General features: G+C 66.5%; 17 protein-coding genes. 7 read left to right on the top strand and 10 right to left on the bottom strand.

Annotated elements, in window-relative coordinates; translation table 11 throughout:
• Nucleotides 1-270: 270 nt before the first annotated feature.
• Nucleotides 271-744 (bottom strand): GNAT family N-acetyltransferase, encoded by a 474-nt coding sequence (locus tag C4S70_RS11740; RefSeq protein ID WP_104008298.1) that lies wholly within the window; start codon nucleotides 742-744, stop codon nucleotides 271-273.
• Between the two features lie 9 nt (nucleotides 745-753).
• A complete protein-coding gene (locus C4S70_RS11735; RefSeq protein WP_104008297.1) occupies nucleotides 754-1,593 on the bottom strand; it encodes an AAA family ATPase in 840 nt (279 codons plus the stop codon).
• Nucleotides 1,594-1,779: 186 nt separating this feature from the next.
• On the opposite strand from C4S70_RS11735, the gene dksA reads away from it, so the two are divergent.
• Together dksA and C4S70_RS11725 are read left to right on the top strand one after the other, a co-directional pair.
• Entirely contained in the window at nucleotides 1,780-2,202 is a 423-nt protein-coding gene (gene dksA / locus C4S70_RS11730) for an RNA polymerase-binding protein DksA (protein WP_104008409.1), read from the top strand.
• 83 nt (nucleotides 2,203-2,285) lie between these two features.
• Nucleotides 2,286-3,476 carry an FAD-dependent monooxygenase gene (locus C4S70_RS11725; RefSeq protein ID WP_104008296.1) on the top strand — a complete coding sequence of 397 codons (1,191 nt, stop codon included), beginning with the start codon at nucleotides 2,286-2,288 and terminating at the stop codon, nucleotides 3,474-3,476.
• A gap of 42 nt (nucleotides 3,477-3,518) precedes the next feature.
• Here C4S70_RS11725 and C4S70_RS11720 read toward each other — a convergent pair whose 3' ends face one another.
• The 3 genes from C4S70_RS11720 to C4S70_RS11710 all read right to left on the bottom strand — a co-directional run bounded on the left by C4S70_RS11720 (nucleotide 3,519) and on the right by C4S70_RS11710 (nucleotide 8,532).
• Complete coding sequence (locus C4S70_RS11720; RefSeq protein ID WP_104008295.1) at nucleotides 3,519-5,594, bottom strand: Hint domain-containing protein; 2,076 nt, start codon at nucleotides 5,592-5,594, stop codon at nucleotides 3,519-3,521.
• Nucleotides 5,595-5,823: 229 nt separating this feature from the next.
• On the bottom strand, nucleotides 5,824-8,064 hold the full coding sequence (locus tag C4S70_RS11715) for a xanthine dehydrogenase family protein molybdopterin-binding subunit (protein ID WP_104008294.1): 2,241 nt from the start codon (nucleotides 8,062-8,064) through the stop codon (nucleotides 5,824-5,826).
• A gap of 3 nt (nucleotides 8,065-8,067) precedes the next feature.
• Nucleotides 8,068-8,532 (bottom strand): (2Fe-2S)-binding protein, encoded by a 465-nt coding sequence (locus C4S70_RS11710; protein WP_104008293.1) that lies wholly within the window; start codon nucleotides 8,530-8,532, stop codon nucleotides 8,068-8,070.
• 125 nt (nucleotides 8,533-8,657) lie between these two features.
• Between C4S70_RS11710 and C4S70_RS11705 the strand changes: the two genes are divergently transcribed.
• The gene (locus C4S70_RS11705) at nucleotides 8,658-9,230 is read left to right on the top strand and encodes a TetR/AcrR family transcriptional regulator (protein WP_235003815.1); all 573 of its coding nucleotides are present in this window, start codon (nucleotides 8,658-8,660) and stop codon (nucleotides 9,228-9,230) included.
• Between the two features lie 149 nt (nucleotides 9,231-9,379).
• On the opposite strand, the gene C4S70_RS11700 is transcribed toward C4S70_RS11705, so the two are convergent.
• The 3 genes from C4S70_RS11700 to C4S70_RS11690 form a co-directional block, all read right to left on the bottom strand.
• Nucleotides 9,380-10,813 (bottom strand): NAD(P)(+) transhydrogenase (Re/Si-specific) subunit beta, encoded by a 1,434-nt coding sequence (locus C4S70_RS11700; protein ID WP_104008291.1) that lies wholly within the window; start codon nucleotides 10,811-10,813, stop codon nucleotides 9,380-9,382.
• Between the two features lie 13 nt (nucleotides 10,814-10,826).
• Complete coding sequence (locus C4S70_RS11695; RefSeq protein ID WP_104008290.1) at nucleotides 10,827-12,398, bottom strand: Re/Si-specific NAD(P)(+) transhydrogenase subunit alpha; 1,572 nt, start codon at nucleotides 12,396-12,398, stop codon at nucleotides 10,827-10,829.
• A gap of 170 nt (nucleotides 12,399-12,568) precedes the next feature.
• Complete coding sequence (locus C4S70_RS11690; RefSeq protein ID WP_104008289.1) at nucleotides 12,569-13,018, bottom strand: methyltransferase family protein; 450 nt, start codon at nucleotides 13,016-13,018, stop codon at nucleotides 12,569-12,571.
• A 135-nt stretch (nucleotides 13,019-13,153) separates the two neighbouring features.
• On the opposite strand from C4S70_RS11690, the gene C4S70_RS11685 reads away from it, so the two are divergent.
• Nucleotides 13,154-13,906 (top strand): SDR family NAD(P)-dependent oxidoreductase, encoded by a 753-nt coding sequence (locus tag C4S70_RS11685; protein ID WP_104008288.1) that lies wholly within the window; start codon nucleotides 13,154-13,156, stop codon nucleotides 13,904-13,906.
• A gap of 270 nt (nucleotides 13,907-14,176) precedes the next feature.
• A complete protein-coding gene (gene kynU, locus C4S70_RS11680) occupies nucleotides 14,177-15,382 on the top strand; it encodes a kynureninase (protein ID WP_104008287.1) in 1,206 nt (401 codons plus the stop codon).
• Nucleotides 15,383-15,411: 29 nt separating this feature from the next.
• Here the strand turns inward: kynU and C4S70_RS11675 are convergent, their stop codons facing one another.
• Nucleotides 15,412-16,176 carry an FkbM family methyltransferase gene (locus tag C4S70_RS11675; RefSeq protein ID WP_104008286.1) on the bottom strand — a complete coding sequence of 255 codons (765 nt, stop codon included), beginning with the start codon at nucleotides 16,174-16,176 and terminating at the stop codon, nucleotides 15,412-15,414.
• A gap of 93 nt (nucleotides 16,177-16,269) precedes the next feature.
• Between C4S70_RS11675 and C4S70_RS11670 the strand changes: the two genes are divergently transcribed.
• Nucleotides 16,270-16,869: a superoxide dismutase gene (locus C4S70_RS11670; RefSeq protein WP_104008285.1), complete on the top strand. Its 600-nt coding sequence runs from the start codon at nucleotides 16,270-16,272 to the stop codon at nucleotides 16,867-16,869.
• Between the two features lie 127 nt (nucleotides 16,870-16,996).
• Nucleotides 16,997-17,782 carry an enoyl-CoA hydratase-related protein gene (locus C4S70_RS11665; protein WP_104008284.1) on the top strand — a complete coding sequence of 262 codons (786 nt, stop codon included), beginning with the start codon at nucleotides 16,997-16,999 and terminating at the stop codon, nucleotides 17,780-17,782.
• Nucleotides 17,783-17,876: 94 nt separating this feature from the next.
• On the opposite strand, the gene C4S70_RS11660 is transcribed toward C4S70_RS11665, so the two are convergent.
• Complete coding sequence (locus tag C4S70_RS11660; protein ID WP_104008408.1) at nucleotides 17,877-18,497, bottom strand: LOG family protein; 621 nt, start codon at nucleotides 18,495-18,497, stop codon at nucleotides 17,877-17,879.
• Between the last annotated feature and the right edge of the window lie 5 nt (nucleotides 18,498-18,502).

Below are 18,502 nucleotides of genomic sequence, written 5' to 3'. Positions count from 1 at the left end.
AGCGTGGCAGACCGGCGGCGCGCTCTCAAGATCAAACCGCAATCGGGCGGCGGGGGCGCGAAATTGCGGCCGAATTGTGAACAGTTTCCCAGGATATCGGGAATTATGGCGAAAACGGGCGCCCCGAATCGGACCGCCCGCCACAATTTCGCCTGAAAACCGCCTGGCGTCTGCCGCGCGGAGCAATGTCAGAACCCGAACGTGGCGGTGGTACGGTCAGGTCGCCCTGGGCCGGTGTTCCCGGATATTCCGAAGCATGGGGTTCCCGTCCTACTGCGTGTTCCGCGGCGGCCGGACATAGCGGATGAACGGGGTGCACTGCCCGATCCGGTCGTAGAGGCGGCGCGCAGTGCTGTTGAATTCCTGCGTCAGCCAGTAGACGTCGGGTGCCCCTTCGGAGTCGGCAGCACGATAGACCGCCTCGATGAGAGCCCGCCCCACACCGCGCCCGCGCATCTGCGGTTCGGTATAGAGATCCTGCAGGTAGCAGACATTGGTCGCTTTCCACATGTGCCGGTGGAACAGGTAATGCACAAGCCCGGCCGCGTGGCCGTCCACCTCGGCCAGAAGGCCATGAAACTCGTGGGGGTCGTCGCTCAGCAGCCGGGCAAAGGAGGTGCGGTAGATGTCTTCGTCCACCCGCGTTTCGTAGAAGTCCAGATAGGCGGTCCACAACCGGCGCCATTCCGGTTCGTCAGCGGGGGTGACTGGCCGGATGCGGATCGGGGATGTCTTGAGGTTCATGAAGGTTTCCTAGCGTCTGCCGCGCGCCATGAAGGCGAGTCGTTCGAACAGATGCACGTCCTGTTCGTTCTTCAGAAGCGCCCCGTGCAGCTTGGGCAGGGCGCTGGCGCCATCGCGTTTGAGATCCTCGGCATCCAGATCCTCGGCCAGCAGAAGCTTGAGCCAGTCCAGCACCTCGCTGGTCGAGGGCTTTTTCTTCAGCCCCTGGGTGTCGCGGATTTCGTAGAACTGCGTCAGCGCCGCGGTCAGAAGCGATTCCTTGATGCCGGGGTGATGCACTTCGACGATCTGCTTCATCGTCTCCATGTCCGGGAAACGGATATAGTGGAAGAAGCACCGCCGCAGAAAGGCGTCGGGAAGTTCCTTTTCGTTGTTGGAGGTGATGATGACGATGGGGCGGTGTTTCGCGCGGATCGTCTCGCCGGTTTCATAGACGAAGAACTCCATCCGGTCGAGTTCCTGCAACAGGTCGTTGGGGAACTCGATATCGGCCTTGTCGATCTCGTCGATCAGCAGCACGACCTTTTCGTCGGCCTCGAAGGCCTGCCAGAGCTTGCCCTTCTTGATGTAGTTGCGAACGTCGCGGACGCGTTCGTCGCCCAGCTGGCTGTCGCGCAGGCGGCTGACGGCATCGTATTCGTACAGACCCTGCTGGGCGCGGGTGGTGGACTTGATGTTCCATTCGATCATCTGTAAGCCCAGCGCATCAGCCACCTGGCGGGCAAGCTCGGTCTTGCCGGTGCCGGGTTCGCCCTTGACGAGCAGGGGGCGTTCGAGCGTGACCGCCGCATTGACCGCAACTTTCAGGTCATCGGTCGCGACGTAGGACTTTGTGCCCTGAAATTTCATGTTTTTCCAACCTCTTGTTGCCTTTTTCCTGACGTTACGGCCAGTCCCGTGGGTTTTAGCCGAAGAAGTTCCGCTTTGTGTAGTGACAATCTGAAACCCGTGGGCTAAACGCTGCGGCAGAAGGGGGTGCCGCATGTCTGGAAAATCTTGATGACGGACGCCAGAGGCAAGACCAAGGGAGCGGAAATGAAACAGGAAGTGTTTCTCCCGGAAGATTACAGGCCCGCCGAAGACGAGCCTTTCATGAACGAGCGTCAACTCGAATATTTCCGGCGCAAGCTCATTGCCTGGAAGAACGAGTTGCTGGAGGAGAGCCGGGAAACCATCGAGGGGCTGCAGGACAGCACGCGCAACATTCCGGACGTGGCCGATCGCGCCAGCGAGGAAACCGACCGCGCGCTGGAGCTGCGCACCCGCGACCGCCAGCGCAAGCTGGTTGCCAAGATCGACGCGGCGCTGCGGCGCATCGAGAATGGCGAATACGGCTATTGCGAGGTGACGGGCGAGCCGATCAGCCTCAAGCGACTGGACGCGCGCCCAATCGCGACCATGACGCTGGAGGCGCAGGAACAGCACGAGCGGCGCGAAAAGGTGCATCGCGACGACTGACCGCGCGGGCTGCATCGAGCGGCTGTGAAACGGACGCCGGGGCCCGTCGCCTCGGCGTTTTGTCGTGAAGAGGGGCGCAAGCGATGAGTCTGAACGGGCTGCGGGTCAAGGTGGTGGGCGCCGGCATCGGCGGGCTGGCGGCGGCTCTGGCCCTGCGGGCGCGCGGGGCCGAGGTCACGGTGCTGGAACAGGCCCCCGAGCTCTCCGAGGTAGGGGCGGGGCTGCAGATCAGCCCCAACGGGGTCGCCGTGCTGCGGGTGCTGGGGCTCGAACCGGCGCTGGCGCAGGAGGCGGTGCGCGGCCGGGCGGTGGTGCTGCGGGACCACGCTGGCGGGGACGCGGTGCTGCGGCTGGACCTGGCCCGGCACGCGCCGGATCTGGCCTATTACTTCGTGCACAGGGCGGACCTGATCGACCTGTTGACGCAGGCCGCGCGCGAAGCCGACATCGGCCTGCGCCTCCTGCAGCGGGTGGCCGCGGTCGAGCCAGGCGCGGAGGACGCCGACCGCGCCGTGCTGCGAATGGCCAGCGGGGCGGAAATCGCGGCGGATCTGGTGATCGGCGCGGACGGGCTGCATTCGCGGGCGCGCGCGGTGCTGAACGGGGCGGATGATCCATTCTTTACCGGACAGGTGGCCTGGCGCGCCGTGGTGCCCAATGTGATCGGGCTGGGGCCCGAGGCGCAGGTCTTCATGGGGCCGGGGCGGCATCTGGTGTGCTATCCTCTGCGTCGGGGCGATCTGGTGAACATCGTTGCCGTGCAGGAGCGGCGCGAATGGGCCGCCGAGGGCTGGCACCACGCCGACGACCCCGACAACCTGCGCGCCGCCTTTGCCGATTTCGGAGGAGACGCGCGGCGCCTGCTGGCGCAGGTCGATGAGGTCAACCTGTGGGGGTTGTTCCGCCATCCGGTGGCGGACTGCTGGCAGAGGGGCCGGCTCGCGATCCTCGGTGACGCCGCGCATCCGACTCTGCCGTTCATGGCGCAGGGGGCCAACATGGCGCTCGAGGACGCGTGGGTTCTGGCCGATTGTCTGGAGCGCGGCGCCGATCTCGGCGCGGCGCTGGCCGCCTATCAGGCACGCCGACGCCCGCGTGTTGCCAGGGTGATCGCCGCGGCCAACGGCAATGCCTGGAAATACCACCTCAGGCCGGGACCGGTGCGGGGGCTTGCGCATCTGGCGCTGCGGCTGGGCGGATCCCTGGCGCCGGGGCGAATGGTGCGGCAGTTCGACTGGATCTACCGCCACGACGTGACCGCCGGCCCGGCGTGATACCGGCGCCCCTTGCGCCCCGCCGCCCGGACGGCGCGGAGCTCAAGCGGCTAGAATGCGCGCCTCGTGCCGTTTCAGACACAGCCGCGCGGTGTCGCCGAAGCCGCCCGCATGGCTGTGCAGTTCGGGGAACAGCGCGAACACCTCTTCGCGCGCGGGATCGTTCAGCGCAGCCAAGGCCATGTCTCCGGGATAGAAGCTTTCGGTCGGCGCGCCGTTGGCGCAGATCACCTCGTGGCGGTCGAACATCAGGTGCATGTAGGTGACCTGACTGCCCTCGACCCGGCGGACGGCGGGATGGTCGAGCAGGTGGCAGGCGGACACCAGCACTTCGCGCGTGCCGAACAGCAACTGCGCCCGCGCGCCCTGCCACAGCAGCCGGTGCTGGGGTGAAACCAGCAGCGGCGCGTCGCCGCCATGCAACTCGGGGCCGATCTCGATGGGTGCAAAACGGCCCCTGGCGCGCACCGTGCGCCGGCCCACCCAGCGCAGCGGCTGCAGCCCGTGGTCGCGGGTGAGGATCAGATCGCCGGGGCGCAGATCCTCGATCCAGCGGGGGCCGTGGGCGGTTTCGATCAGCGTGCCGGGGGTGAAGCAGATGATGTTTTCGACATTGTCGAAGCTGACCAGCGTGCCGTCATTCAGTTCCACCGTTCCGGCCAGTTCACCAGGCTGATTGACCGTGAGGTTCAGCGTGGACCTGTCGGCCACGCCGCCCAGATCCAGCGTGTCGCCCGAGGTTTCGTCCGCCTCGCCGCCGGTGATGGTGATGGTGCCCGACCCGGCCTCGCCCAGATCGGTCAGAGCAAAGACGTCATCGCCCGCGCCGCCCGACACGCTGTCGCCCTGGGCCGCTTCGATCCGGTCGTCGCCATCGCCGCCCGAGACGGTATCGGCGCCCGCATCGCCATGCAGCGTGTCGTCGCCGCCCTGGCCGAAGATCTGGTCGTCGCCGTCGCCGCCGTGGATCAGGTCGTTGCCGTCGGGGCGCGCGACGGTGGTGAAATGCACGTCGCTGAGCCAGATCGCCTGCGCGCCGGTCAGGCCGTTGGAATAGGTCACCTCGATCCGCTGCACGGGCCCGGCGATTTCCACCAGGACCGAGCCGCCCGCGTCTGCGGCACTTTCGGTGACGTGGCCGGCGGTGACGGTGTTGCCCGACACTTGGTCGGCATTTGCGCCGCCGGAGCCCACGGTCAGCGATACCGGCACCGCGTTGCCGGCCGCGTCATAGGCGTTGACGGTAACGATGTCCTCGTGGTTGCCCGCGGCCCAGTCGATGTCGTTGATGCGGAAGAGGACGTCCTGCACCTCGTCCTGCATCTCCGAATCGGCGCCCGCGGCGAATTCGATCGTCGCGGTCGATGTGGCCCCGTCGCCGTTTCCGAACAGATGCAGCGCCGAGTGGTCCACGGCGGGCTCTGCGGGCTGGGAATATTGCGATGTCGCCGTGTCCAGCTGGAATGCCGGGCCGTTGTTCCCGTCGTTCCGGAACGAAACGGTGACGTCCATCTCGCCCGTGGTCTGGGTGAAGCCCGCGCTCAGATCCGTGCCGTCGGTGCCCTCGGCGAACCAGTTGAGCGATTCCGGACCGCCGCCATGTCCGTCGCCGTAGAGAATGTCGTCGCCCGCGCCGCCGGTGATCTGATCATCGCCAAATCCGCCAAATACCGTGTCGTCGCCCAGCCCCGAATCCACCGTATCGTCGCCGCCCCTGGCCTCGACCACGTCGCCATACCCGCCGGGGCCGGAGCCCTGCCCGCTGTCCACGAAATCGCCTTGGGCATCGACGTAAGTTCCGTCGATCAGCTCGGCATTGTTCGTGCCATCGACGCGATTGTCGGGCGTGTAGTCCGGCGCGGACACCACCTGGGCCGAGGACAGCGTGTCCACCGCGCCGTAATCGGGCACGAAATAGACATTGCCGTTGGTGGCAAGGTAATACTGGCCCGGCTCGGTTTCGTTGAAATAGGTTCTCCCGGCGGCGGTGCCGCTCCAGGTCCATTCGCCGCTGCCCAGCGACTGGGCGATGCGGAACCGGCTCCATCCGCCGCCGATCGAATCCTCTGGCGTCAGCGTGCTGTCCGATCCCAGCGAGACGAGATACCCTCGGGCCATGGCTGCTCACTCTGTTCCGGGCGGCCTGATCTGCCGCCTTGTGCCTGCTTTTCGGGCGCGACAGCGCGCACCCGTCCGTGCACCGGGCTAGAGGGTCGGATTGTTCTTTCTGGGGAAGAAGTGCGGCCCCACGTTGGAGATTTTACGCAGGTGCGCCACAATTGGGGCGGTTTGGCCGAAATTCCGCCGGACGGCTCCGCCCGGCGGGTGGCCGGGCGGAATCCGAAGGTCAGGCGATCAGGTCGAATTCATGCATCAAGGGCAGGCGGCGCGCCCGCTTGCCGGTCAGGTCAAAGAGCGCATTGGCCAGCGCCGGCGCCGCCGGGGGCGTGCCGGGTTCGCCCACGCCGCCCAGATGGTCCTGGTTTTCCAGCACGCGGACCTCGACCCTTGGCATCGTGTGCATGCGGATCGCGTCATAGTCGGGGAAGTTGAGCTGTTCGGCCGCGCCGTCGGCAAAGGTGATTTCGCCGAAACAGGCCGCCGACAGGCCATAGGCCATGCCGCCGAACATCTGCGCCTTGACGTTTTCGGGATCCAGCGCGATGCCGGGATCCACCGCGATCCATGCGTTGGCAATGCGGATGCCGTCATCGGCCCGGCGCACCTCGATCACCTCGGCCACGGGCGTGCCAAAGCTGTAGGTCATCGCCACGCCGCGGCCCACGCCGTCGGGCGTCTTGCCGGTCCAGCCCGACATCTCACGCACCGCTTCCAGCACCTTCGCCGCGGGCTCCCATTCGGCGCGGGCCAGCTCCAGCCGGAACTCCAGCGGGTCGCGGCCGGCGGCATGGGCCATCTCGTCGATGAAGCTTTCCATGAAGAAGCCGTTGAACGAGTTGCCGACCGAGCGCCAGAACCCGACCGGAATCGCCAGATCGGCCAGGTAGCCGCGAATCCGGTAGTTGGGGATGGCGTAGGGCTGGTTGAAGGCGCCTTCGACATGCACCTTGTCCGGCCCCGCGCCGGGGGTGCCGAGCATGCGCATCATCGCGCTTTGCGTCGCCGACTGCGCGGCGATCCGGCCGTCCAGCAGGACCGCCCTGCCGTCGCGCACCGCGCCGCGCATCCGCGCCACCGCGCCGGGGCGATACATGTCGTGGCTCATGTCCTCTTCGCGCGACCAGGTGACCTGCACCGGGGTGCCGGGCAGCGCCTTGGCCACCTTCGCCGCGACCACGGCATAGTCGAACTCGGCCCGCCGTCCGAAGCCGCCGCCCAGATAGGTGGTGTGCACCTCGACCGCTTCGGTTTCCAGCCCGACCGCCTCGGCCGCCTTCATGGCGACGAAGGTCGGTGCCTGGTTGGGCGACCACAGCTCCAGCCGGTCGCCGGTGAAAAGCGCGGTCGTGTTCATCGGCTCCATGGTCGCATGCGCCAGATAGGGCAGGCGGTATTCGGCGGTGACCTCGGTCGCGCCCGCGGGCAGGGTGTCCGCGTCGCCGTCGTCGCGCATGGTCGAGTTCGGGGTGGCGTCAAACGCGGCGTCGATGCGCGCGAAGATGCCGGCGGTGTCGGCGGGGTAGGGGGCGTCCTCCCAGTCGATCTCGATCGCCTCCAGCGCCTGCATGGCAAGCCAGGTGTTGGTCGCCACTACCGCCACGCCGTCGCCGATATCGACGATCCGTTCCACGCCGGGCATGGATTTTGCGTCCGAGGCGTCGAACCCCTTCATCCCGCCGCCCTGGCGCGGGTTGCGCTTGACAGAGGCGAATTTCATCCCCGGCAGGCGCAGGTCGATACCGAACTGCGCGGTGCCGGTGACCTTGCCCACCATGTCCACGCGCGGCTGCGACCGACCCAGAAGGCGCCACTGGGAGCGGTCGCGCAGATCGGCCTCGACGGGCTTCCGCCCGGCGGCGGCTTCGGCGAGATCGGTATAGGCGATCTCGGTTCCGTCCGGGGCGATCACCCGGCCGCGTTCGGTTTTCAGCGCGGCGTGGTCCACGCCCAGCCGTTCGGCAGCGACGGCCTTCAGCGTTTCCCGGGCGGACGCCCCGGCGGCGCGCATCCGTTCGAACCCGTCCTTCATCGAGGTCGAGCCGCCGGTGATCTGCATCGACAGCACCTTGCCTACCGGACCAAGGGTTTCCCCCAGCCAATGCGTGAATTCCGAGCGGTTGTAGCCGCGATCGGGCAGGGTTTCCCCGATCACCGCGGCATTGTAGTAAGCCGCCGCCGCCGGTCCGTGCAGCACGGTGACCTGGTCGAGATCGACGTCCAGTTCTTCGGCGATCAGTGCGGCCCAGGTGGTGCGCACGCCCTGGCCCATCTCGGCGCGCGGGGCGATCAGCGTGATCCGGTCGCGCGAGATCATCACGAAGGGGTTGAATACCGCGTCCCCCTTGCCCGGTTTCAACGGATTGGGGGCGGGGCGGTTGATGTACCAGGCGCCGAAGGCCACGCCGCCGACAATGGCGGCCGAGCCGATCAGGAAGCTGCGGCGGGCGATCTTTCCGATACTTGCCATGGGTCAGGCCCCTTTTATGCGGTTGGCGGCGTCGTGGATTGCGGCGCGGATGCGGGGATAGGTGCCGCAGCGGCAGAGATTGCCGGCCATCGCCTCGTCGATCTCGGCGTCGGTCGGGGCGGGGTTCTCGGCCAGCAATGCGGCGGCCTGCATGATCTGACCGGACTGGCAGTAGCCGCATTGCGCCACCTGGTGGTCTGCCCAGGCCTGCTGGATCGCGGACATGGCATCGGGCGTGCCCAGCCCCTCGATCGTGGTGATTTCGCCGGTCGCGTCGCCCAGCGGCACCTGGCAGGACCGCACGGCCTGTCCGTCGATATGCACGGTGCAGGCCCCGCAGGCGGCGACCCCGCAACCGAATTTCGTGCCGGTGAGGCCGATCTCGTCCCGCAGCACCCACAAGAGGGGCACATCGTCGGGCAGATCGACACGATGCGTCTTGCCGTTGATTCTGAGCGTGGTCGCCATGGTCGGGGACTTTCCTGTCGGTTCGCGATGTTTCCTGACAAAAATACGATAAAACGTCAGTATGTCAATTGACAATTTTTGCACCCGGTGTCAGTTTGACGGTCATGGAAGATGCAGGCAGCTTGATGTCCGATCTGGACCCGAAACAGGCGGCGATACTCGACTCCGCCTGGCGGGCCTTTGCGGCCTACGGGTTCCGCAAGACGTCGATGGACGACATCGCCCGCGGCGCGGGCATGTCGCGGCCGGCGCTCTATCTGCGCTATCGGAACAAGGAAGACATCTATCGCAGTCTGACGCAGCTGTATTACGAAAGCACGGTTGCCGCGGTGCGCGCGGCGCTGGCCGGGCCGGGCAGCGTGACCGACCGTGTTTCGGCGGCCTTTGCCGCCCAGGCGGGCGAGATGGTCGAGGCGATGCTGAGTTCTCCGCATGGGGTCGAACTGATGGACACGGGCCATTCGGTGGCGCGCGACATCGCCGAGGCGGGCGAGGCGGCGCTGGCCGCGGCCTATGCAGACTGGCTGGCGGAAGAGGTGGCGGGCGGTCGGGTGCGCCTGCCGGGACCGGCTGCGGAGATCGCGGCGACGATCACCACCGCGCTCAAAGGGCTGAAGATGGCAGGGGTGGATTTCGCCACCTACCGGACCCGCGTGGCGCATCTGGCGCAATTGATCGGGGCCGGTCTGACGGCCTGAGGCGGAACAGGGGGGCGCTGCCCCCGTCGCGCGATGCGCGACTCCCCCGGGGTATTTCCGACCAGAAAGAAGCAGGGGGCAGGGGCCTTCGGCAATAAGGAAACCCCGCCACGGGGGCGGGGTTCGGTGGTGTTTCCGGGTCGGTCCGGTCAGTCGATCAGCGGCAGAAGCTTGTCGATCGATTCGCGGGCGTCGCCGTAATACATCCGCGTGTTCTCCTTGTAGAACAGCGGGTTTTCGATGCCGGAATAGCCCGTGCCCTGGCCGCGCTTGAGCACGAAGACCTGCTTGGCTTTCCACACCTCGAGCACCGGCATGCCGGCAATGGGCGAGTTGGGGTCTTCCTGCGCGGCCGGGTTCACGATGTCGTTCGAGCCGATCACGATCACCACGTCCGTTTCGGGGAAGTCGTCGTTGATCTCGTCCATTTCCAGCACGATGTCGTAGGGCACCTTGGCCTCGGCCAGCAGCACGTTCATGTGGCCCGGAAGGCGGCCGGCGACCGGGTGGATGGCGAAGCGGACGTTCTTGCCCCGCTCGCGCAGCTTGCGGGTCAGTTCGCTGACCGCGTTCTGCGCCTGCGCCACCGCCATGCCATAACCCGGCACGATGATGATGTTGTCTGCGTCGTTCAGCGCCGCAGCCACGCCTTCGGCGTCGATGGCGATCTGTTCGCCGTCCACCTCCATCGCCGGGCCGCCGGTGCCGCCGAAGCCGCCCAGGATCACCGAGATGAAGGAGCGGTTCATCGCCTTGCACATGATGTAGCTGAGGATCGCACCCGACGAGCCCACCAGCGCGCCGACCACGATCAGCAGGTCGTTGCCGAGGCTGAAGCCGATCGCGGCCGCGGCCCAGCCCGAGTAGCTGTTGAGCATCGACACCACCACCGGCATGTCGGCGCCGCCGATGCCCATGATCAGGTGATAGCCGATGAACAGCGCGGCCAGCGTCATCAGGATCATCGGCAGCAGGCCGCCCGAGTTGAAATACCAGATCAGGCAGATCAGCGACAGCGCCGCGGCCGAGGCGTTCAGCGCGTGCCCGCCGGGCAGCTTGGTGGCGGCCGAGGTGACCTTGCCCGCCAGCTTGCCATAGGCGATCACCGAGCCGGTGAAGGTCACCGCGCCGATGAAGATGCCGAGGAACAGTTCGACCCGCAGGATGTTCTGTTCCACCGGCGTCTTGTGCGCCAGAACGGCAGCAAAGCCTTCCAGCCCGTGACGCGCGGCTTCGTCCATGCCCAGAACGCGGACCAGTTCGAAATGGGCGTTGAAGCCCACGAACACCGCCGCCAGACCGACCAGCGAGTGCATCGCGGCCACCAGCTGGGGCATTTCGGTCATCTGCACCCGCTGCGCGACATACTGGCCGATGGCGCCGCCGATCAGGATCAGAACCAGCGACAGCCACCAAAAGCCCGAACCGGGGCCCATCAGGGTCGCGATCACCGCCAGCGCCATGCCGACGATGCCATACCAGACCGCCCGCTTGGCCTTTTCCTGATTGCTCAGCCCGCCCAGCGCGAGGATGAACAGAACGGCGGCCGCCACATAGACCGCAGTCGTGAAACCGTAACTCATTGCTGCAGCCTCCTCAGGATTTCTGGAACATGGCGAGCATGCGCCGGGTGACAAGGAATCCGCCGAAGATGTTGATCCCGGCCATGAAAACCGACAGAGCGGCCAGCAGGATCACCAGCCAGGATCCCGACCCGATCTGCATCAGCGCACCAAGGATGATGATCGACGAGATCGCGTTGGTCACGGCCATCAGCGGCGTGTGCAGCGCGTGGCTGACGTTCCAGATCACCTGGAAGCCGACGAAGACCGACAGCACGAACACGATGAAGTGCTGCATGAAGCTCGCCGGTGCCACGAGACCCACGAGAAGCATGAGCACCGTTCCGATGGTCAACAACGTGACCTGCTGTTTCGTCTCGGCGCGGAACGCCGCCAGTTCCTGTTCCCGTTTCTCTTCGGGGGTCAGTTCCTTCGGCTGGGCCTGCGGCTTTTTCGACGCGATCGCCTGCACCTTGAGCGGCGGCGGCGGGAAGGTGATTTCACCCTGATAGGCCACCGTAGCACTTCGGATCACGTCGTCTTCCATGTCATGCACGATCTGACCGTCCTTGTTGGGGGTCAGGTCGGATATCATGTGGCGGATGTTGGTGGCATAAAGCTGCGAGGCCTGCGCCGCCATGCGCGAGGGGAAATCGGTGTAGCCGATGATCGTCACGCCGTTGTCGGTGACGATCTTTTCGTCCTTGACCGTGCCCTCGACGTTGCCGCCGCGTTCGGCGGCAAGGTCCACGATGACCGAGCCGCGCTTCATCGACTGGATCATGTCCTTGGTCCACAGGATCGGCGCCGGCTGGTTCGGGATCAGCGCGGTGGTGATCACGATGTCCATGTCCGGGGCCAGTTCCCGGAACTTGGCCAGCTGGGCCTCGCGGAATTCGGGGCTGGAAGGCTTGGCATAGCCGCCGGTTTCGGCGCCGTCCTGGTCGTCCTCGAAATCGAGATAGACGAACTCGGCCCCCATCGATTCGACCTGTTCGGCCACCTCGGGGCGCACGTCAAAGGCATAGACGATGGCGCCGAGGCTGACCGCCGCGCCGATCGCGGCAAGACCCGCCACGCCCGCGCCCACCACCAGCACCTTGGCCGGCGGCACCTTGCCGGCCGCGGTGACCTGACCGGTGAAGAAGCGGCCAAAATTGTTGCCCGCCTCGATCACCGCGCGGTAGCCGGCGATGTTGGCCATCGACGACAGCGCGTCCATCTTCTGGGCGCGGCTGATCCGCGGCACCATCTCCATCGCGATGACGTTGGCGCCCTTTTCCCTGGCGATCTCCAGGCCCTTTTCGTTTTCGGCCGGATTGAAGAAGGAGATCAGCGTCTTGCCCTTGTTCAGACGCTTGAGCTCGGTTTCGGTGGGCGGGCGCACCTTGGCGATGATGTCGGCCTCTTTCCACAGCGCTGCGGCGGTCTTGATGACCGTGACGCCGGCGGCCTCGTAGGCGGCATCGTCAAAGCCCGCGGCATGACCCGCGCCCTTTTCGATCAGGCATTCATAGCCCAGCTTCTGGAGCTGTCTGGCGGAATCCGGCGTCATCGCGACGCGGTTTTCGCCCTTCATGACTTCTTTTGGTGTCCCTATCTTCACCCCGTCGGTCCCCTCTGTTCACAACCCGGGTGCAAACCAGATTGGTTTGCCGGGTTTTTGCCTATCCTTCCCATCTGCCGGGTGCAAGCGCCGGGCAACAAGATTGCCCCTTTTGTCGCATTCGCGACAAATCATTTCGCGAATGTGTGCGCAAACACCTTGCAGAAATCTCACAGCCATCGCCGCACCCGGCGTTCATACCGGGCGAAATCGGCCTTGAACCTGCGCCGCATCCGGTTCTCTTCCGGCACGATGAAGCGGCGCTCGATCAGCCAGACGAAGATCGGGATCAAAGGCAAGGACAACACTGCGTCAAATGCCAGGATCAGCCCCGCCAGCATCAGCGCGTCGCCCAGGTAGATCGGGTTGCGGGTGCGGCTGAAGATGCCCGACTGGATCAGGCGGTCGGGGGTGCCGTGCGGCCAGACGGTGGTGCGGTGGCGGCGGAACTCGATTACGGCGAGCAGCATCAGCAGGATGCCGGCCCCGATCAGCAGCCCGCTCAGAAGCTGGGTCACCCGTGAGTCAAGCGACAGCCCCATCGGCAGGTAATGGGCCTGCGCCCAGGCGAGCGCCGCGAAGGCGGCCAGCCAGACGGGCGGAATGTCGATCCATTTCATGGCGGCGCCGTCTCCCTGTCACGGTGTCGGAGATAGCAGAGAATGGCGGGTTTGGCGAAGTGACCCAACGGCGCATCTTGTCACGTCACGCGCCGTCACTACGCTGCGATGCGCAGCAGATCAGGGAGGTTGCAGATGAGCTTGGAGGGAAAACACGCGCTGGTGACGGGCGGCGGCACCGGGATCGGGCTGGCGATCGCGCGGGCACTGGCGGCCGAGGGGGCGCAGGTCACGATCACCGGCCGCCGGCAGGAGGTGCTGGACGAGGTTGCGGGCGACGGCCTGTTCGGCATGGCGATGGACGTGCGGGATGAGGCGAGCGTCGATGACACCATCGCGCGCGCGGTGGAGGCGCGCGGGCCGGTGCAGATCTGCGTGCCCAATGCCGGGATCGCCGAGGGCAAGGCGCTGCACAAGACTTCGCTGGAATTCTGGCGCAACATGATGGCGACCAACCTCGACGGCGTGTTCCTGACCATCCGCGCCTGCCTGCCGGGGATGCTGAGCACCGACTGGGGCCGGGTGATCCCGGTGGCCTCGATCGCGGGGGTGCGGGGGCTGAAGGGCGGTGCCTGCTATTCGGCGTCCAAGCACGGCGTCGTCGGGCTGACGCGGTCGCTGAGCGAGGAATACATGGGCACGAATTATACGTTCAACGCGATCTGTCCGGGTTATGTGGACACGCCCATCGTGACCCGCAACATCGACAGCATCGCCACCCGCGCGCGAGTGAGCCGCGAAGAGGCGCTGGCGATGATGGTGGAATCGAACCGTCACAAGCGGCTGATCGCGCCCGAAGAGGTGGCAGCAGCGGTGATGTGGCTGGTGCGGCCGGGATCGGAGAGCATCAACGGCCAGACCATCGAGATCGCCGGCGGCCAGGTCTGATCCGGCGGGGGCGTTTGGGAATCGGTCGGACTGGCCGGGCCGATCCGACCGATGCGCGGGCTATGCCCGCCGGACTGATTTTCGGCGGGGGGCTTTGCTTGCCGAGGTGATTAGGCGGGGGGCTTTGCTTGCCGAGGTGATTAGGCGGGGGGCTTTGCCCCCCGCACCCCCCAGAGTATTTGACGCAAGATGAAGAGGCGGGGGATTCGGAGTGGCGCATTGTCACCGGAAAGCGCCGCCGTGACAGCGTGACAAAGAAGGGGACAGCCCGTGACCGATTTTTCCGCGACCCGCGCCATGTTCGATCTGCCCGAGGGTGTGATCTATCTTGACGGCAATTCGCTGGGGCCGATGCCGCGCGCGGCCAAGATGCGGGTGGCCGAGGTGGTCTCGGCGGAGTGGGGCGAGATGCTGATCACCGGCTGGAACCGCGGCTGGGGCGGCCGGGGCTGGATGTCCATGCCGGTTGCCCTGGGGGATCGGATCGGGCGGCTGATCGGGGCCGAGCCGGGCCATGTCGTGGTGGGCGACACGCTGTCGATCAAGGTCTATCAGGCGCTCGCCTCGGCGCTGGAGATGGTGCCGGGTCGCAAGGTGGTGCTGTCCGACAGCGGCAACTTTCCCACCGATCTCTACATGGCCAATGGATTGCTGACATCACTGGGGCACGGGCACGAGCTGCGGGTGGTGGCCCCGGAAGAGGTCGAGGACGCGATCACCGACGAGGTTGCGGTGCTGATGCTGACCGAGGTGGATTACAGGACGGGGCGGCGGCATGACATGCGGGCGCTGACCGCGAAGGTGCATGCGCAGGGCGGGCTGGCGATCTGGGATCTGGCGCATTCGGCCGGGGCCTTTCCGGTCGATGTCGCCGGGGGCGGGGCCGATTTCGCCGTGGGCTGCACCTACAAGTATCTCAACGGCGGCCCAGGCGCGCCGGCCTTCATCTATGTCGCCCCGCGCCTTGCGGACCGGGCGCGGCCGGCGCTGGCGGGCTGGCTGGGGCATGAGGCGCCCTTTGCCTTTGAACTGGACTACCGCCCCGGCGCGGGGGTCGAGCGGATGCGGGTCGGCACGCCGCCGGTGATCCAGATGACCGCCCTGGATGCGGCGCTGGACGTGTGGGAGGGGGTGTCGCTGGAGGATGTGCGGGCGAAGTCGGTGGAACTGTCCGAGCGGTTCATCGCCGGGGTCGAGGCCGCCTGTCCCGATCTGGTGCTGGCCTCGCCGCGCGACGCGGCCGGGCGCGGCAGCCAGGTGTCGTTCCGCTTCGACGAAGGCTATGCCGTGATGCAGGCGCTGATCGCGCGCGGCGTGATCGGCGATTTCCGCGCCCCCGACATCATGCGGTTCGGCTTTACCCCGCTTTACATCGACGAGGCGGACGTGCGGGCGGCGGTGGCGATCCTGGCCGAAATCATGAACAATCGCCTGTGGGATCGCCCCGAATACAAGCGGCGCGCCAAGGTGACCTGAGACTTGCCGCCCCCCCCGGTTGCGCCCCGTCAGGGCGTCAGAAGATAGGTCTCGAACCCGGTCAGGGCTGGGTCTTGCGTCAGTGCCCCGGGGCCGGTGGGACGGAGCCTCTTGTCCTGCCAGGTCGAATAGAAGGACAGGCTTTCGGCCAGCCGCCGCATCCGGTCGGCGCGGGTGTCGGGGTCGAGATACGGCGCGTGGGTGGACAGGAACAGGGCGGGGCGGTGGCGTTCCAGCCACGGCAGGAGGGTGGGGAGCAGGTCGAACTCGGCCCCTTCGATGTCGACCTTGACGAGCGAAACGCCCGAGAGGTCCACCGCGCTGGCGAACTGCTCCCAGCCGATGGTCAGCACCTCCGTCGCCCCCGCGCCACCCGCATTCAGCAGGCTGGACATGGAATCCCCGGCCTCGCCGCCGAAGGACGCCATCCGCGCCACGCCGAAGCCCTCCGACAGCGCCACGGGGAAGGCGCTGACATTGCGCAGGCCGTTCAGCTCGATGTTCCAGGCGAGGTGGCGAAAGGCGGTCGGGTCGGGCTCAAAACACCACACATGCCGGGCGCGGCGCGCGCCGAACAGAACCGTCGGGCCGATCCATGCGCCGATGTCCAGATAGTCGCGGTCGGGCGCGAGATGCGCGCGCAGCACCGCAAAGGTTTCGGGCTCCCACGCGCCGGATCCGGCCTTGCGCCAGAACTTGCTGTGATAGGGGTCCAGCCGGAACCGCTCGCCCCCAAGCTGCCCGGCATAATGACCGCGGGCACGATAGATCATCTTTCTCAACCGGGTCAGCATCTGCCCTGCCTCCTGCCGCCTTCGCCCTTGACCTGCCGCCCCCGCCGCCGCATGTAGACGGGGGAAACGCAACAGATTTGACAGGGAAACATCATGGCTTTCGAACTTCCTGACCTTCCTTATGCACATGACGCGCTGGCTTCCAAGGGCATGTCGGCGGAAACGCTGGAATACCACCACGACCTGCACCACAAGGCCTATGTGGACAACGGCAACAAGCTGATCGCCGGCACCGAGTGGGAAGGCAAGAGCCTGGAAGAGATCATCACCGGCACCTACCAGCCCGGCGCCGTCGCCCAGAACGGCATCTTCAACAACATCAGCCAGCTGTGGAACCACAACCAGTTCTGGGAAATGATGGGTCCGGGCGAATCCAAGATGCCGGGCGAACTGGAAAAGGCGCTGGTCGAAAGTTTCGGCTCGGTTGACGAATTCAAGGCCCAGTTCACCGCCGCGGGCGTGGGGCAGTTCGGTTCGGGCTGGTGCTGGCTGGTCAAGAACGCCGACGGCTCGCTGGCCGTGACCAAGACCGAAAACGGCGTGAACCCGCTCTGCTTTGGCCAGACCGCGCTCTTGGGCTGCGACGTGTGGGAGCATTCCTATTACCTGGATTTCCGCAACCGGCGCCCGGCCTATATCGAGAACTTCCTGAACAACCTGGTGAACTGGGAAAACGTCGCCTCGCGCATGTGAGGCGCCGCCAGTTCGGTCAGGACAGGCCCCGCGCCGACCCGGTCGCGGGGTTTTTTCATGGGCGGTCTTGATGCGACTTGCGCGACGGCCGGGTCCCGGGTGATCCTGTGTGTGGGAGGATCCGGCAATGAACGAAATGATCACCGCGCCGCTTGTCGAGGAAACCAGCGCCGAGGGCGTGCTGACGCTCACCCTCGGCGCCCCGCCCGCGCATCCGCTGTCGCGTGCGATGATCGGGGCGCTGCATGACGCGCTGCGCCGGGCGGCGGCCGATGATGCCGTTCGCGTGATCCTTTTGCACGGCCCGGGGCGGATCTTCTGCGCCGGCCATGATCTGAAGGAGATCGCCAGGCACCGCGCCGACGCGGATCTGGGCCGGGCCTATCTGGAAGATCTGTTCCGGGCCTGCGCTGCGATGATGCAGGCGCTGACCCATTCGCCCAAACCCGTGATCGCCGTGGTCGAAGGGCTGGCCACCGCGGCGGGGCTGCAACTGGTGGCGGCCTGCGATCTGGCCTTTGTCGCGCCTTCGGCGACCTTCTGCCTGCCCGGCGTGCGCAATGGCGGGTTCTGCACCACGCCGGCGGTGACGGTGGGGCGCAACCTCGCGCGCAAGCACATCATGGAAATGACCCTCTCGGGTGAGGTGTTCGACGCCGACTGGGCGCTGCGGGCGGGGCTTGTCAACCGGGTGATCCCGTCGGAACGGCTGATGGACGAGGCGATGGCATTCGCCCGCACGCTCGCCACCCGCCGCGCGCCCGCCGTGGCGCTGGGCAAGCAGACGCTGCTTTGCCAGCTCGAGATGCCCGAGGCGGAGGCCTATGACGCCGCCACCCGGGTGATGATCGAACATTTCATGGATCCCGCCCGGATCGCCGAAGAGCGCGAGACCTGGGCGTCCCGCACCTGAACCCGCGGGCCAATCTGCCTTCTGCTTCTTTCTGGTCGGAAATACCCCTGGGGAGCGCGAGGGGGCAGCGCCCCCTCGCATCGGTCGGATCGCGTCAGCGATCCGAGAAACCCGGCCCCACGCCGGCGCGTTCCACCGCTTGCGCAGACCCAGCTTGGGACTCGCCGCGAAAATGCGCGCCCAGGGCCTCGATTGCCTGCTCCGGGGTGTCCGCCCAGGTCACGAACTCGGCCAGAGTGTCGTCGGCGAACCCCTGATCGATCACATGCGCGATCAACGCCCTCAGCGGCGTCCAGTATCCTTCGGTGTTCAGAACCACGATCGGCTTGCCATGCAGACCCAGTTGCCGCCAGGTGAGCGCCTCGAACAGCTCGTCCAGCGATCCCGCGCCGCCGGGCAGCAGCACCACCGCATCGGCATTCATGAACATGACCTTCTTGCGCTCGTGCATGGTCTCGGTGACCACGTAACGGGTCAGGTCGGTCTTGCCGACCTCGCGATCCACAAGGTGCCGCGGGATGACCCCGAACGTGTCCGCGCCGGCGGCCTGCGAAGCCCGCGCCACGGTGCCCATCAGCCCGACATCGCCCGCCCCGTAGACCAGCCGCCAGCCTTTGGCGGCAAGCGCGCGGCCCAGGATTTCGGCGTCCCGCGCATAGGCGGGCATTGCCCCCGGGCGCGATCCGCAATACACACAGACGGATTTGACGGTCATGGCAC

It is taken from the genome of Jhaorihella thermophila (genome assembly GCF_900108275.1).
Classification (GTDB): domain Bacteria; phylum Pseudomonadota; class Alphaproteobacteria; order Rhodobacterales; family Rhodobacteraceae; genus Jhaorihella; species Jhaorihella thermophila.
This window is presented reverse-complemented; position numbering and strand designations above follow the sequence as displayed.

What these genes read in the sequence shown, in the direction of transcription:
- C4S70_RS11740 (WP_104008298.1), bottom strand. Translation starts at nt 744, where the DNA reads ATGAACCTCAAGACATCCCCGATCCGCATCCGGCCAGTCACCCCCGCT.
- C4S70_RS11735 (WP_104008297.1), bottom strand. Translation starts at nt 1,593, where the DNA reads ATGAAATTTCAGGGCACAAAGTCCTACGTCGCGACCGATGACCTGAAA.
- dksA (WP_104008409.1), top strand. Translation starts at nt 1,780, where the DNA reads ATGAAACAGGAAGTGTTTCTCCCGGAAGATTACAGGCCCGCCGAAGAC.
- C4S70_RS11725 (WP_104008296.1), top strand. Translation starts at nt 2,286, where the DNA reads ATGAGTCTGAACGGGCTGCGGGTCAAGGTGGTGGGCGCCGGCATCGGC.
- C4S70_RS11720 (WP_104008295.1), bottom strand. Translation starts at nt 5,594, where the DNA reads ATGGCCCGAGGGTATCTCGTCTCGCTGGGATCGGACAGCACGCTGACG.
- C4S70_RS11715 (WP_104008294.1), bottom strand. Translation starts at nt 8,064, where the DNA reads ATGGCAAGTATCGGAAAGATCGCCCGCCGCAGCTTCCTGATCGGCTCG.
- C4S70_RS11710 (WP_104008293.1), bottom strand. Translation starts at nt 8,532, where the DNA reads ATGGCGACCACGCTCAGAATCAACGGCAAGACGCATCGTGTCGATCTG.
- C4S70_RS11705 (WP_235003815.1), top strand. Translation starts at nt 8,658, where the DNA reads ATGTCCGATCTGGACCCGAAACAGGCGGCGATACTCGACTCCGCCTGG.
- C4S70_RS11700 (WP_104008291.1), bottom strand. Translation starts at nt 10,813, where the DNA reads ATGAGTTACGGTTTCACGACTGCGGTCTATGTGGCGGCCGCCGTTCTG.
- C4S70_RS11690 (WP_104008289.1), bottom strand. Translation starts at nt 13,018, where the DNA reads ATGAAATGGATCGACATTCCGCCCGTCTGGCTGGCCGCCTTCGCGGCG.
- C4S70_RS11685 (WP_104008288.1), top strand. Translation starts at nt 13,154, where the DNA reads ATGAGCTTGGAGGGAAAACACGCGCTGGTGACGGGCGGCGGCACCGGG.
- C4S70_RS11675 (WP_104008286.1), bottom strand. Translation starts at nt 16,176, where the DNA reads ATGCTGACCCGGTTGAGAAAGATGATCTATCGTGCCCGCGGTCATTAT.
- C4S70_RS11670 (WP_104008285.1), top strand. Translation starts at nt 16,270, where the DNA reads ATGGCTTTCGAACTTCCTGACCTTCCTTATGCACATGACGCGCTGGCT.
- C4S70_RS11665 (WP_104008284.1), top strand. Translation starts at nt 16,997, where the DNA reads ATGAACGAAATGATCACCGCGCCGCTTGTCGAGGAAACCAGCGCCGAG.
- C4S70_RS11660 (WP_104008408.1), bottom strand. Translation starts at nt 18,497, where the DNA reads ATGACCGTCAAATCCGTCTGTGTGTATTGCGGATCGCGCCCGGGGGCA.